Genomic DNA, 13,335 nt, shown 5'->3' on the forward strand with positions numbered 1-13,335 from the left:
CGGCCCCGTTCGATGGTGCCAACCGGCCGGACCGGGGTGGGGTTAACTCCACCCCGGCTTGCCGGATGATGGGGCCATGGCTGCCCGCTTCCTCGCCGCGAACCAGATCTGCCGAGTGCACGTCCACGACGTCACGACCGGGATCGGCACCCTCGTGCACAGCAGTGCCACGGTGCTGTTCGAGGCGCCCAACTGGACCTCCGGCGGCGACCTGATCCTCAACGGGGACGGCGTGCTGTGGCGCCTGCCGGCGGACGGTTCGGCGCCGCCGCGCCAGGTTCTGCTCGACGACCTGCCGGGGCTGAACAACGACCACGTGCTGGACCCGGTGAGCGAAGCGGCGTTCGTCTCCGCCGACGACGGGCACATCTACCAGGCGGATCTGCGCGGGGGACAGGTGCGCCGGGTGACCCACGAGGACCGGATGCACTTCCTGCACGGGGTCAGCCCCGATGGGAAGACGCTCGCCTACGTGGGCATCGAGGAGCAGCGCTGGGACGCGGGGACGCTCTGGACGATCGGGTGTGACGGCGGGCCGTCGATGCGGCTGACGGCCGGGGGCGGGCGTGACGACGGGCCGGAATACACGCCGGACGGGGAGTGGATCCACTGCAACACCGAGCGGTTCACGCCAGGGCAGGCGCAGATCGCGCGGCTGCGGCCGGACGGGAGTGGGCTGGAGCAGCTCACCTTCGACGAGCGGGTGAACTGGTTCCCGCACGTCTCGCCGGACGGCAGCCGGGCGGTCTACCTGAGCTATCCGCCGGGCACGCAGGGGCATCCGGCCGATCGGGAGGTCGAGTTGCGGGTCGTGGAGGGTGGTGACTGGGCGGCCGCGCGCACGGTGGTCACGCTGGCCGGCGGGCAGGGCACCATCAACGTCAACAGTTGGGCTCCGGACTCTCGCCGGTTCGCCTACGTCGACTATCCGTTCCCGACCGCGGCCATGTAGTCGCGGAGCCGGCCGTCCTCGGCCGCTCGCACCCACAAGTGCGACACCTGCGGGTCGAGGTCCGGCGGGCGGGTGGCCAGGCGGCGCCGGGCCGTGGCCTGCAACTGCTGCTTGGTCAGGCGGAACGTGTCGGCCGGCGTCTGCGCGGCCAGCCGCCGGGCGGTCGCCACCGCGGACTTCAGCAGTTCCTCCGGCGGCGACAGTTCGTCGACGCGGCCCGCGGCGAGCGCGGCGGCCGGGCCGAGCGTGTCGGCGGCGATGATCTGCCGCCGGGCCTGCGGCTCCCCGTACGCGTGGCCGAGGATCTCCAGCGCACTGGCCGGGAACGGCACGCCGACCCGCAGCTCGGTCACCCCGATCGTGCCGGCGCCGTCCGCCATGATCCGGTGGTCGCAGCCGGCGGCCAGGATCGCGCCGCCCGCGATGGCGTGCCCGTTGAGCGCCGCCACCACCGGTTTACCGACCGTGAAGACGGCGAGGAAGGCCGCCTCCAGCGCGGGCAGGAACGCGTGCACGTAGGCCGCGCCGCCGTCGATGATCCGCCACAGGTCGACCCCGGCCGAGAACGCCCGGCCGGTCCCGGTGAGCACGATCGCCGGCGCCGGGCCGGTGTCCAGCGCCGTGAAGGTCGCGGTGATGCGTTCCAGCAGTTCCAGGTCGAGCGCGTTGACCTTGCCGTGGGCCAGCCGCACCACGGTGATCCCGTCGACCTCGTCCAGTTCAATCATGGGCACCCCCTCGCCTCGATACATAGCGCATCGCGCCGCGTTGCGGAACCGTGCTGTCGCGGGTCCGCAGTTGCAGGACGACGGCCGAGGCGAGCACCAGGACGCCGCCGGCCAGCTGCACCGAGGTCAGCGCCTCGCCGAGGATCAGCGCGGCCAGGGCGGCGGTGACCACGGGTTCGAAGGTGGACAGGATGGCCGCGGTCGACGGCCCGGTCCGGCGCATCCCGGCGAAGAACGTCAAGATCGGCAGCACGGTGGAGACCACCGCGATGCACGCGAGCCAGAACCAGCCGATCGCCGGAAAACCCCGATCAACCCCGCCGGTGACCAGCGCACGAGCACCGAGTGCGGTCGTCGCGCCGAGCATGACGAGCATGGACAGTACGACCGGGGGCAGCCGATGCACGACCGTGTCGGCGACCAGGATGTAGATCGTGTAGGTCACCGCCGAGCCGAAGGCGAGCAGCGCACCCAGCGGCCGGAAGCTCACCGTGCCGCTGCCGAGCAGGACCAGCAGGATGCCGGTGCACGCGGCCAGCAGGGCGACGACGCGCTTGCCGGTCAGCCGGTCCCGGCCGAGCAGCACCGCGCCCAGGGTGACCAGGACCGGATAGGTGTACAGGATCAGCGACAGCAACGACGCGTCGATCAGCCGCAACGCCGAGAAGTAGAGGCCGGCCTGCACGGTGAAGCCGGCCGCGCCGAGCAGCAGGGCGACGACCAGCACCCGGGGCGCGGCCCGGGTCACCGCGCGGCGCAGCTCCGGGCGGCCGAGCACGATCGTGGCCAGCAGGGCGGCGGCCAGGCCGAACCGGATCAGGAGCAGGGCGCCGGTGGAGACACCGGCGTCGTAGGCGAGCTTGCCGAAGATCGCCAGCGCGCCGAACGACGCTGCCGAGAGCAGGCACAGGATCGGACCCATGCGTCGAGCATCGGTCCTCGGAACGTTCGGATCCAGCGATGATTCCTGGATCTGAATCGTTAGGATTCCCGGATGATGGAGTTCGACCTGCGGCGGCTGCGGTTCCTGCGGGAGCTGGAGGAGCGGCGGACGCTCGGCGCGGTCGCCGCGGCGCTGGATTACAGCCCGTCGACGGTGTCCCAGCAGCTGGCGTTGCTGGAGAAGGAGACCGGCGCGCGGCTGCTGGAGAAAGCCGGGCGTGGGGTGCGGCTGACCGAGGCGGGGCGGGTCCTCGCCCGGCATGCGCGGGTGCTGCTCTCGGCGGCCGAGGCGGCCGCCGCCGACCTGGCCGCGTTGAACGACGACATCAGGGGGACGGTGCGGGCCGGCGGTTTGCAGTCGGCGGCTCGCCGGCTGCTGATCCCGGCGGTGGCGCGGATGCGGGCGGAGCATCCGCTGGTCCGGCCGGAGATCTTCGAGCTGGAACTGGAGGAGGCGCTGCCCAGTCTGAGCCTCGGGACGGTCGACCTGGTGATCGGCGACGAGTATGACGGGCATCCGCGGTCGCGGCCGGCCGGGTTGCGGTTCGCGGTGCTGCTGGAGGAGCCGGTGCGGGTGATCCTGCCGGCCGGACATCCGCTCGCGGCCGGGGGCGGGCCGGTGCCGATCGCGGGGTTGCGCGATGACGTGTGGACGGCGGCGGACGAGGGGACCGGGCATCACGCGATGGTGGTCGGGACGTGCCGGGCATTGGGTGGGTATGACCCGGACCTGCGGCATTACTCCAACGACGCCGACGTCCAGCTCGAACTGGTCCGGTTGACCGGGGCGGTCGCGCTGATGCCGCCGCTGGCGCTGCCCGCAGTGGACCCCGCGATAGCGGTCCGCGACGTCGCCGAGGGGCGTATCGGCCGCCGGTTGGTCGTCGTCACCCGCGACACCCCGCCGTCCCCGGCCCTCACCGCCTTCCTGTCCGCGGTCACCGACCAGGCCCGCCGCTTCTCCACCGCGGAACCGTGACGGGCGGGCGGAGCCCGGACGCACGCCGGCATTTACCTGTTCGCCAGGGATCATCGTGGTGTGGACGCGGAGGAGTTTCAGGCGGTGCGTGTCGGGGACCTCGTCACCGGCACGGTCTCGGCGGTGACCGGGGCCGGGGTGTCGGTGGATCTCGATGGGCCGGCCGGGGAGATCGGACCGCTGGACCTGTCCTGGCGCACCTTCTCCCGGGCATCGATCGAGGTCGGTGAGCGGATCTCTGCCGAGGTCATAGCGGTCGATGAGGCGGCCGGGCGGGTTCGGCTCTCCCGGGCGGCGACGGAGGACCCGGAGCTGTGGGCGTTCCTCAAGGGCCTGGTCCCGGGGCAGCGGCTGTCCGGGACGGTGGCGGCGATCGAGCGGTTCGGCGTGTTCGTGGATCTGGACGAGGGACCGAAGCATCCGGTCTTTCCCGGGGTCGGGTTTCTCACCATGCCTGAGCTGTCCTGGCGGCGGTTCGCGGACGCGGCCGAGATCGTCACCGTGGGGGAGCGGGTGACCTGTGAGTTCCTGGCCTTCGACACCACGAACGGTGAGGCTCGGCTGTCGTTGCGGGCGTTGCGACCGGATCCGTTCCGGGAGTTCGCGCGGGAGGTCGCGGTCGGGCAGGTGCTGCGGGGATCGGTCACCAAGGTGGTGCCGTTCGGGCTCTTCGTGCGGGTGGCGGACGGGATCGAGGGGCTGATCCACGGGGCCGGGCAGGCCGTGCGGGTCGGCGACGAGGTCACCGTCGCCATCGTCGCGATCGACCCTGCCCGGCGGCGCGTCGCGCTGCGGCGTTGCGGGTGATGGCGAGATCGTTCCAGCACGGCGCCGAGGAGGCCACCTGCTCCGGCGACGGCAAGACCTGCCCGCATCCGGCGGCTGCCCGATCACCCGCAGCCGGTGTCGGCCATCAAGGTCCAGTCAGGTCGAGCGCCATGCGCAGGCCGTTACCCAGCTCGGTCGCGATGTGGTCGACCTCCACGAACCCGGCGGCCCGATAGAACTCCAGGGCGTGCGGATTCCCGGTCACCCACAACCGGCTGTGCCCCGCCTCCCGCACGGCCTCCGCGATCCGCCGGACCAGCACCCGGGCGATCCCGCGGCGCTGCCACCCCGGATCGACGAAGAGATCCTCGAGCTCGTCCCCGTCCGCGACCGTGGCGAACCCGACGACCCGCCCCTCGGCCAGCGCGACCACCGTGCCACCCGCCTCGATCCGGTCGCCGCTGAACACCAGGTACTCCGGGCGAGCCAGCAGCACCGGAGCGTCTCCCGCGTTCGACAACGACGCCGCCCGGTACACCTCCCGCAGCCCCGGCAGGTCGTCCGTCACCGCGGTCCGAAGCTCCAGCCCGGGAACACTCATGACGACACCGGAGTGCGCCGGCTGATGAGGCGACCGCCGCGGCTCGGCCCATCCCAGTCCTTTTCACTCACACAGCCATCCTGCCGTACCCGAGGAAGGGATTTAATGCCCGACGGGCCACCGGCCTGACCGCGTAGGTGACGGCCGGGATCGGCCGGGCCGCGACCACCGCCGCATCGGCCGTCGCCTGCCGGAACAATCGCTGCCGATGGGCGGCGACAGCCCGCAGCAGCACCAATTCCTGCTCCACCGGATGCAGCCGCGGATCCCACTGCGCCCGGAGCGCCGCCACCGGCAGGTCCCCGCGCTCCACCGCACCCCGAACCGTCCGGTGCAGGAACCGTTCCCGATCCGCATATTCAGCCGCGGTCCGCGGCGACTCCGGCGCCGCGAACGCCGCCGCGGCCCGCGCCCGGGAGACCCGCTCCTCCGCCTGCTGCCAGGTCCGCCAGGCGTCGTCGGCCCGCTCCTCCGCCTCCCAGGCGACCTCCCGCCAGGCCACCGCCGGTTCCTCGACCTGCCACACCGCCGGGACCGGCCGCCGCTGCTCCACACGCAGCGCGTTCAGCACGGTCCGGACCGGATCCCGCATCGCCTCCGGGTTCCCCAGCAGCAGCAACGCCGGCACCGACACCAGCACCAGAATCAGCCAGATCGCCATCGGCCGAGGGTCGGCAAGCAGCACCTGAGACATGACATTCATGCTTGAAAAAGCTCCTTGGACAGGAAAGATCAACAGCAAGACCCGTTTGGGGTACGCCTGGAGCGCTCGCGCCTACGCGAAGTGGGCGGGCGGTGCGCGGGAATCGCCCGCGGACGCGATGACCTGGTCGAACAGGACTCGCGTGGAATCGGCCACCACCACGGTGACCGGCGCCTCGACGTCCACACCGGACGTGTCGTCGGCGACGACGGGGCTGACGGCGGCCAGCAGAACAGCCAGCACCAAGGACAGGAACCGGCGCAGCATGCCGCGCTCCTCGTTCTTGTCCATGATCACCAACCTAGCGACCGGTGGTCGTCATCCCGGCGCGCCGCGCCCGGGCGTCGCCCGTCAGGGTGGTGACCAGCGACGGTACGCCGAAACCGGCCCCGTCGCGGTCAGCGACGAGGCCGGCGTGGTCGTCCGGTGCTCAGGCCTCGGCCGGGGCCTTGCCCGCCCGGCGCGCGGCCCAGGTGACCAGCACGGTGCAGACCGCCGTGAGGGCCAGGGTCGCCACCGTCACCGAGTTCTCAAAGGAGTGGGCGGCGGCCGGCGAGGCGCCCACCTCGGAGAGCGACCCGCTGAGCGCGGCGGCCACGATGGTGCCGACGACCGCCATGCCGACGCTCCCGGCCACCTCCTGGCTGGTGTCGCTCAGGGCGGCGCCGGTCGACGTCTGGTCCTCCGGCAGGCCGCGCATCACGGTGACGCCGGCGATGGTGGCGACCACCCGCATGCCGGCCGCGGTCAGCGCCAGGGCGATCGCGATCCAGGCGTAGTCGTAGCGGCCGAGCAGCGCGTAGATCAGCAGACCCGCGATGACCGCGCCGGCGCCGAGCGGGGCGGCCCGGCCGGTGCCCAGCCGGTCCACGATCTTCTCGACGAACGGGCCGATCGCGAGCATCACGATGACCTGCGGCAGGTTGCCGAGCGCGGCCTGCGCCGGCGACCAGCCCCAGACCAGCTGCAACTGGAGCGAGACGCTGAACGCGATGGCGGCCATGCCCAGGCCCATCGCGGCCTCGTAGGCCAGGGCGGCGGAGACGGCGGGCCGCTTGATCAGGGCGAAGTTGAACATCGGGTGGGCGGTGGTCCGCTCCCGCACCGCGAAGGCGACCGCCGCGACGACCGCGCTGCCCAGCCACGGCAGGGCGTGCCGCCAGCCGTGCTCGACGACCTGCGTGGCCGACCAGAGCGCCAGGATGATCGTGGTGGTGCCGAGCACCGCGCCGGGCAGGTCGAGCGGCGCGGTGTTGCGGTGCGCCGGGTCGTCGGCCGGGATGCCGAACCGGATGCAGAAGATCGCGAGCACGGCGATCGGCACGTTCATCAGCAGCAGGGTCTCCCACGGCAGCACCTGGAGCACCAGGCCGCCCACGGTCGGGCCGACCGCCATGCCGATCAGGCCGACCGTGGTGATCAGCGAGGTGGCCCGCATCAGCAGGTTCTCCGCGTCGAACAGGCGGAAGCAGAGCGCCATGGTGCCGGGCGCGGTCATCGCCGCGGTGATGCCGATGACGGCCCGCACCGCGATCAGTTGGCCGGGCGTCTGCACCAGCAGGACGGCCAGGTTGGCGAGCGCGAACAGGCTCAGCCCGATCAGCATCATCCGCCGGGTGCCGACCTTGTCGGCGATCGCGCCGAACGCCATCATCAGGCCGCCGAACAGCAGCGAGTACCCGGTGGTGATCCACTGGAGGTCGGACGCCGAGGCGTTCAGCTCCCGCGCGATCCGGGGCAGAGCGACGTTCAGCACCGAGTTGTCCAGCATCTCCACCAGGAAGACGACGGACAGCCCGAGGATCGCGGGCCACACGGCCCGCAGTGAGGTGGGGCGCGCCTTCTCCGGCGCGTCCAGGACAGTGGTGCTCATCAGGGAACCCCCTCGTAGGACCGTGGGGGACTTATCCCCGCCTAGCCGGCATATCTCTGGAACGTCGTTCCATGAGACCTAGTTTGGAACGCCGTTCCAGGCATGTCAAGATGTCCCCATGGCGACTAGGACGCGGAACACAGAGCGGCGCGAGGACGCCCTGTCCAAGGAGCGGATCATCGAGGCCGCCGTCGAGATGCTCGACGCCGGCGGCGAGAGCGCGCTGACCTTCCGCGCGCTCAGCGCGACCCTGAAGACCGGCCCCGGCGCGATCTACTGGCACGTGGCGAACAAGGGTGAGCTGCTCACCGCCGCCACCGACGCGATCCTGACCGGCGCGATGCCGCCCGCCGACGCGGGTGGCACCCCGCAGGAGGCGATCCGGGCCGTCGCGATCGGCGTCTTCGACGCGATCGAGGCGCACCCCTGGGCCGGCGAGCAGATGTCCCAGCTGGCGTCCCAGTCCACCACCCTGCGCGTCTTCGAGCGCATCGGCCGCCAGGTGCAGGCCCTCGGCGTCCCCGGCCCGGCCCAGTTCTTCGCCGCGTCCGCCCTGCTCAACTACATCCTCGGCGTCGCCGCCCAGAACGCCGCGATGGCCCGCTCGGTCCAGCAGGGCACCGACCGCACCGAGGTCCTCGACATGGTCGCCGCCCTCTGGAACAGCCTCGACACCGACGAGTACCCGTTCCTGCGCACCATCGCCGCCCAGCTCCGCGACCACGACGACCGGGCCCAGTTCCTGGCCGGCGTCGACCTGATCCTCGCCGGCATCGCCACCCTCACCCGGCCCGCCTGAAGCCCTTTTCGGTACGCGACCCCGTCGCGGCTGCTCGAGGCATTAGTGGACAGCGATCGGTTGAGTACGCATGCGAGCATGCTGACGCGGGAGAAGATCGACGAGGCCCGGCGGTAAGGGGGCGCGGCGGTGGGGCTCGATGTGTATGTCGAGAATCAGGTGCACGAGCGGCGCTATGCCGGCGGGGAAGCGGGCCCGTCGCTGCAACGCCTGGTGGCGGCGAGCGACCGGGAGCGGCACCCCCTGGTGTCGAGGATCGATTCCTACGGCGACACCATGATCAATCTGATCCAGCTGCCGCAGCTGACCGCGGAGCTGGACGAGATCGCGAGCCGCAAACCCGAGCTCCGGGCCGACGTGCAGGCGCTGGGGGTGCTGATCGAGGAGGCGACCCGGGCGCGCGGATACCTCTGGATCTCCGGCGACTGAGTGGCACCTGCTGCTGATGTCTCCTGCCGCTCAGGGCGTCGGCCGGGTGCGGCGGGCGCGGCAGAGCACGATCGCGCCGTAGCCGTGGGCGTCGTGCTGCGCCGTCGGGATGACCTCGATCTTCTGGTGGCGGGGTGCGAACTCGGGTCGCAGGGTCGCCCGGAGGTCGTGCTCGTCGATGTCGGCGCCGGGGAAGGTCTTGCCGCCGACCGTGTAACCGCGGCACCGGCGCAGCGCCGCGGTGAGGAACAGGCCGCCCGGCTCGACCAGGCCGGTGATGTGCCGCATGAACACTTGCCACGTGGCGCGGTCGGCGGTCGCCGAGTCCGCGCAGTAGGCGCTGACCACCATCGGATAGTTCCGCTGCACCGGGCGGGGGTGGTGGGCGTCCACCCGTACCAGATCGGTGATCTTCGCCCTGGTGAGGTCCTCCCGCGCGGTCACCTCGTCCTCGGTCGGGCGCGGGTTGCCCTCGCACTGCAGGGTGTAGCGGACGAACGGCCGCCAGTCGTGGGCGTCCGGCGCGCGCTCGATCCACCGCTGGATCTCGGCCAGGTTCTCCGGCAGATAGTCGCCCAGATGGATCTCGGACGCCGTCTCGGCGCACGCGAACACGTGGTGCAGCGTGGGCCCGGTCCCGAAGTACAGGATCGGCTGGTCACGTTCGGCGTGGCGCATCGCGTCGACCAGGAACGCGATGGTGGCGATCTCGTCCGGTTCGACGCTGCGGTAGTAGTCGGTGAGGTATTCGGCGGGCACCCAGTCGGTGTCGAACGACGCGTGTCCGCGGTCCCGGCCCACGACGGTCCGGGTGAGGCGAGCGAGTGCGGCCTCGTAGAACGCGGCGCCGAGGTTGGCCCCGGCCAGGAAGATGAGCGCCTCGTCGGTGGTGATCGCGTCGGTCGCGGCGGCGGCGCCGAACGCGGCCACGTAATACGGCACCTCCTTGGCGACCTCGGTGGCGGTGTACGCCACGGCAGCGGCCAGCCGGGCGGCGGAACCTTCACCGAACCGGCGCCGGGTGAGGTCGTACGCCAGCTTCGACAGCACGTTGGTGCTCGTCCCCGTCGCCGCCAGCAGACTCCCGTTCGCCCCCAGGTTGGCGCGCAACCCGAGCACCCAGACGGTGTAGCTCACCAGCAGGACCACCACCACCCACCGATGGCCGAGGCCGGTGAGCAGCCCGGAAGCGACCAGGGCGGCGCCGGTGGCCGCCGCCCAGGCGTCCAGCGCCCAGGTGGCCGCCACCGTGGCCACCAGGCTGGTGGCCCAGGCGGCGACCGGCGACATCGCCGAGCCTTTGGCGCTGCGCACCGGCGGAACAAGCGCTGTTCCCATCGCTCCTCCTCAACGGAAAGGTCATGAGGGGAGACGGCGAACGGTGCCCGATGCGTACGTCACCTTGCCGACAGGGCGTCAGCCGGTGAGGCCCTGCACCAGGTAGACGACGGCGAGGGCGGTGGCCAGGACGCCGAGCAGCAGCCGCAACGTGCGCTCCGGCAGGTAGGGCTGGAGGCGGGCCCCGAGATAGCCGCCGGCCAGGCCGCCCGCTCCGCAGAGCAGCCCCAGGACCCAGTGCGGCGCGATGTCCCCGCTGGTGCTCAGGGCCAGAACCCCGTAGGTCGCGGCGCCCACGATCGAGGTCAGGAACGTCGACGCCAGGGCGGCCGGGGCGATCTGGCTCATCGGTGTGCCACGGCCGGCCAGGATCGGGCCGAGGATCGAGCCGCCGCCGATGCCGTAGATGCCGCCCACCGTGCCGGTGACGAGGCTGAGCCCGACGATGGCCGGTCGCGGCAGCGGCGGCCGGTCCGGAGTTCCCGGACGCAGTGCGCGGACGCAGAGCCACAGCCCGAGGGGCAGCAGCACCGCCCCGGCCACCAGGCGGAAGACCTGGGGGCCGGGGATGGCGAACACCCGGATGACCGCGCCGACGATCACGCCGGGAACGGTGCCGGCGATCAGCAGCCGGGCGAGCGGCCCGGTGAGCTGCCCGTTCCGCCGGTAACGCAGCAGCGCGCCGGGCCCGGAGACCACGTTGAACAGCAGATTCGTCGGCGTCACCGCCGGGTTGGGCACGTGCAGCACGCTCAGCTGCACCGGGAGCAGGAACACCGCCCCGGACACCCCGACCGGTGAGGTGACCACGGAGATCAGCAGGCCGGCGAGAAAGCCGGCCACCCCGGTCCCCACGTCCATGATCGAGAACGATAGTCAGCCCCGGTACGGCGGAGCCACGCCCCATCCCCAGTGCGGCACCGGGGCCTGCCGGGGCGGGTTGGCGCCGGGCTGTGAGTTGGCCAGCGCGAGCCGGGTGCCCCACTCGAGGTAGCCGACGAACGCGGCCCGGAACTCCGGGTCGTCCGGCAGCCCGACCTCGTCGGCCGCGTCGAGCAGCAGGCTCACCCAGCGGCGCCGCTGCGGCTCGGTGATCGCCTTGCCCAGGTGGTGGCCGAGCATGGCCGGATAGCCACCCCGCTCGTCGGTGTAGCGGGACGGGCCGCCGAACACCTCGGCCAGCCACATCGCGACGTGCCGCGGATGGCCCGGATCCATGTGCGCGAACAGCGGCCCGACCAGCTCGTCGACCACGACCAGCTGGTAGAACCGCTCGGTCAGCCGTTCCAGGGCCTCGGTGCCGCCGGCCCACTCGTACATGCTGGGCACCGAGCCGCCGGGCCCGGCCACCGCGGTCGGCTCGTAGTGGCGCATCTCCTCGATCGCCTCGACGTAGGGGCGGATCTCGGCGAGGAACCCGGGGAACAGGTCGCCGCCCCGGAAACCCTTCAGGTGGTCGTCGGCGGAGGTCCAGGTGATGCGCAGAATGTAGGTGTCGGGCTGGTCGGCGCAGCGGCTCAGCTCGTAGTCGGCGCACTGCGGCGCCTGTGCCAGGAATCGGGCCGCACGGGCATAGGCCTGCTCGAATGCGGCGGTGTCACCAGGGATGCGGTACCGGATGTACTCGACCGTCATGCCGACCACCATAGAGCAATGTAAGCGTGTAAGTATGTAATCATGAGCCTTCCGGAGCCCCCGGCCCGCCGGCCTGACCTCGACGACGACTTCGCCGGGCCGCGCCTGCGCGACGACGTCTGGGTCGACCACTACCTGCCGCAGTGGAGCACCCCGGACCGGTCCGCGGCCCGCTACGACTTCGACGAGCGTGGCCTGCGGCTGCGGATCGACGCCGACCAGCTCGACTGGCGGCCGGAGGACGCGCCGCTGCGCGTCTCCAGCATCCAGACCGGCACCTTCGCCGGCCCGCCGGGCTCGGGGCAGGGCACCCACCGGCACCGCCCGGACGGCCTGGTGGTGCGGAGCGCGACGCCGACCCGGCTGCTCTGGGCGCCGAGCGCCGGCCGGGTCGACATCACGGTGACCGCGAGCGTGGACGAGGGCTGCATGCTGGCCGCCTGGCTGGTCGGCACCGAGCACCTCGACCCGCTGGACAGCGGCGAGGTGTGCATCTTCGAGATCGAGGCGGCCGACCTGAGCACCGCCCGCTGCGGGATCAAGGCGCACCACGACGACCGGCTCCAGCCGGAGATGACCGAGGTCGCCATCCCGGCCGACGCCGCGAAGCCGCACACCTGGACCGCGATCTGGGGACCGGAGGGTACGGTCATCGGCTGCGAAGGCACCGTGCTCGTGCGGTCGGCTCAGGCGCCGGCGTACCCGCAATTTCTGCTGATCGACCTCTGGGAGCTCGACGGGCGTACCGGAAACTATCCGAAAGCGGCCTGGATCCACCGCGTCCGTGGGTGGGATCTCGGTCGTTAGCAGGCGGCCGGGGTGCCGCCGGAGGCGATCGCGCGCAGCGCGGTCAGCGCGTCGTCGACGGTGGCGACCCTGGCCATCGGCAGGCCGGGCACCGCGTTGCGCTTGGCCTCGGCGCAGTTGCCGGCCGGGACCAGGAACCAGGTGGCACCGGCTTCTTTCGCCCCGTGCAGTTTCTGCGGGATGCCGCCGATCGGGCCGACCTCGCCCTTCTCGTCGACCGTGCCGGTGCCGGCCACGATCCTGCCGCCGGTGAGGTCGGCCGGGGTCAGCTTGTCGATGATGCCGAGGCTGATCATCAGGCCGGCGCTCGGGCCGCCGATCCCGTCGACGTCGACCGTGACGTTCACCCCCGGCGGGTTGCCGAGCTGGTCCATCGCGACGGTGACCGCGGTCGACTCGGACTCCTGGAACGCCTCCGTGTTCTGCTGGTTGACCTGCTCCTCGCTCTTGCCGGAGGAGAAGACCACGTCGCGCGGCACGAGGGCGACCTCGGAGTCGAACCAGGCGTGCCACGCCTCACCGAGGCTGATGGTGCTCTCCACCGAGACCGTGGTGAGCCGCAGCTGCCCGGCCGAGCTGGAGACGTCGGCGCCGGTCACGGTGATCACCTGGTGCCCGTCCTTGCTGCCCAGGGTGTCCACGGTCGGACCCGGTTCGAGCATGACGTAGGGCAGCGGCAGCACGGCGACGACGACCCCGAGCAGAGCGGTGATCAGCGCGCCGGCGGCGATCAGGAGGCCACGACGTTTCATCGGGGGGAGCGTACCGATGACCGCGCGAC

16 protein-coding genes are annotated in these 13,335 nt (G+C 71.9%); 6 read left to right on the plus strand and 10 right to left on the minus strand.

Features of this window, described 5'->3' with window-relative positions; genetic code table 11:
* Positions 1-76: 76 nt before the first annotated feature.
* On the plus strand, positions 77-952 hold the full coding sequence (locus tag Aiant_RS38805; protein WP_189334995.1) for a TolB family protein: 876 nt from the start codon (positions 77-79) through the stop codon (positions 950-952).
* On the opposite strand, the gene Aiant_RS38810 is transcribed toward Aiant_RS38805, so the two are convergent.
* Together Aiant_RS38810 and Aiant_RS38815 are read right to left on the minus strand one after the other, a co-directional pair.
* The gene (locus tag Aiant_RS38810) at positions 925-1,680 is read right to left on the minus strand and encodes an enoyl-CoA hydratase/isomerase family protein (protein WP_189334994.1); all 756 of its coding nucleotides are present in this window, start codon (positions 1,678-1,680) and stop codon (positions 925-927) included. The genes Aiant_RS38805 and Aiant_RS38810 overlap by 28 nt on opposite strands.
* Positions 1,673-2,602, minus strand: a complete 930-nt coding sequence (locus Aiant_RS38815; RefSeq protein ID WP_189334993.1) for a DMT family transporter — start codon at positions 2,600-2,602, stop codon at positions 1,673-1,675. Before Aiant_RS38815 ends, Aiant_RS38810 begins: the two co-directional genes overlap by 8 nt.
* A gap of 72 nt (positions 2,603-2,674) precedes the next feature.
* Between Aiant_RS38815 and Aiant_RS38820 the strand changes: the two genes are divergently transcribed.
* Together Aiant_RS38820 and Aiant_RS38825 are read left to right on the plus strand one after the other, a co-directional pair.
* On the plus strand, positions 2,675-3,601 hold the full coding sequence (locus Aiant_RS38820) for a LysR family transcriptional regulator (RefSeq protein ID WP_189334992.1): 927 nt from the start codon (positions 2,675-2,677) through the stop codon (positions 3,599-3,601).
* A 60-nt stretch (positions 3,602-3,661) separates the two neighbouring features.
* Entirely contained in the window at positions 3,662-4,408 is a 747-nt protein-coding gene (locus Aiant_RS38825) for a S1 RNA-binding domain-containing protein (protein ID WP_189334991.1), read from the plus strand.
* Between the two features lie 106 nt (positions 4,409-4,514).
* Here Aiant_RS38825 and Aiant_RS38830 read toward each other — a convergent pair whose 3' ends face one another.
* The 4 genes from Aiant_RS38830 to Aiant_RS38845 form a co-directional block, all read right to left on the minus strand.
* On the minus strand, positions 4,515-4,970 hold the full coding sequence (locus Aiant_RS38830; protein WP_189334990.1) for a GNAT family N-acetyltransferase: 456 nt from the start codon (positions 4,968-4,970) through the stop codon (positions 4,515-4,517).
* Positions 4,971-5,037: 67 nt separating this feature from the next.
* The gene (locus Aiant_RS38835; protein WP_189334989.1) at positions 5,038-5,631 is read right to left on the minus strand and encodes a hypothetical protein; all 594 of its coding nucleotides are present in this window, start codon (positions 5,629-5,631) and stop codon (positions 5,038-5,040) included.
* Between the two features lie 114 nt (positions 5,632-5,745).
* Positions 5,746-5,964: a hypothetical protein gene (locus Aiant_RS38840; RefSeq protein ID WP_189334988.1), complete on the minus strand. Its 219-nt coding sequence runs from the start codon at positions 5,962-5,964 to the stop codon at positions 5,746-5,748.
* Between the two features lie 139 nt (positions 5,965-6,103).
* The gene (locus Aiant_RS38845) at positions 6,104-7,546 is read right to left on the minus strand and encodes an MFS transporter (RefSeq protein WP_189334987.1); all 1,443 of its coding nucleotides are present in this window, start codon (positions 7,544-7,546) and stop codon (positions 6,104-6,106) included.
* Between the two features lie 118 nt (positions 7,547-7,664).
* Here Aiant_RS38845 and Aiant_RS38850 point away from each other — a divergent pair, with 118 nt between their 5' ends.
* The gene (locus tag Aiant_RS38850; protein WP_189334986.1) at positions 7,665-8,345 is read left to right on the plus strand and encodes a TetR/AcrR family transcriptional regulator; all 681 of its coding nucleotides are present in this window, start codon (positions 7,665-7,667) and stop codon (positions 8,343-8,345) included.
* Between the two features lie 129 nt (positions 8,346-8,474).
* Positions 8,475-8,774 (plus strand): hypothetical protein, encoded by a 300-nt coding sequence (locus Aiant_RS38855; RefSeq protein ID WP_189334985.1) that lies wholly within the window; start codon positions 8,475-8,477, stop codon positions 8,772-8,774.
* A 30-nt stretch (positions 8,775-8,804) separates the two neighbouring features.
* On the opposite strand, the gene gntF is transcribed toward Aiant_RS38855, so the two are convergent.
* The 3 genes from gntF to Aiant_RS38870 form a co-directional block, all read right to left on the minus strand.
* The gene (gntF, locus tag Aiant_RS38860) at positions 8,805-10,112 is read right to left on the minus strand and encodes a guanitoxin biosynthesis pre-guanitoxin forming N-methyltransferase GntF (RefSeq protein ID WP_229831114.1); all 1,308 of its coding nucleotides are present in this window, start codon (positions 10,110-10,112) and stop codon (positions 8,805-8,807) included.
* 78 nt (positions 10,113-10,190) lie between these two features.
* Positions 10,191-10,973 carry a sulfite exporter TauE/SafE family protein gene (locus tag Aiant_RS38865; protein WP_189334984.1) on the minus strand — a complete coding sequence of 261 codons (783 nt, stop codon included), beginning with the start codon at positions 10,971-10,973 and terminating at the stop codon, positions 10,191-10,193.
* A 15-nt stretch (positions 10,974-10,988) separates the two neighbouring features.
* Entirely contained in the window at positions 10,989-11,747 is a 759-nt protein-coding gene (locus Aiant_RS38870; protein ID WP_189334983.1) for a group II truncated hemoglobin, read from the minus strand.
* 42 nt (positions 11,748-11,789) lie between these two features.
* Here Aiant_RS38870 and Aiant_RS38875 point away from each other — a divergent pair, with 42 nt between their 5' ends.
* Entirely contained in the window at positions 11,790-12,554 is a 765-nt protein-coding gene (locus Aiant_RS38875; protein WP_229831112.1) for a LamG domain-containing protein, read from the plus strand.
* On the opposite strand, the gene Aiant_RS38880 is transcribed toward Aiant_RS38875, so the two are convergent.
* Positions 12,551-13,306, minus strand: a complete 756-nt coding sequence (locus Aiant_RS38880; RefSeq protein ID WP_189334982.1) for a YlbL family protein — start codon at positions 13,304-13,306, stop codon at positions 12,551-12,553. The genes Aiant_RS38875 and Aiant_RS38880 overlap by 4 nt on opposite strands.
* Positions 13,307-13,335 lie beyond the last annotated feature (29 nt).

The organism is Actinoplanes ianthinogenes, assembly GCF_018324205.1.
Classification (GTDB): Bacteria; Actinomycetota; Actinomycetes; order Mycobacteriales; family Micromonosporaceae; genus Actinoplanes; species Actinoplanes ianthinogenes.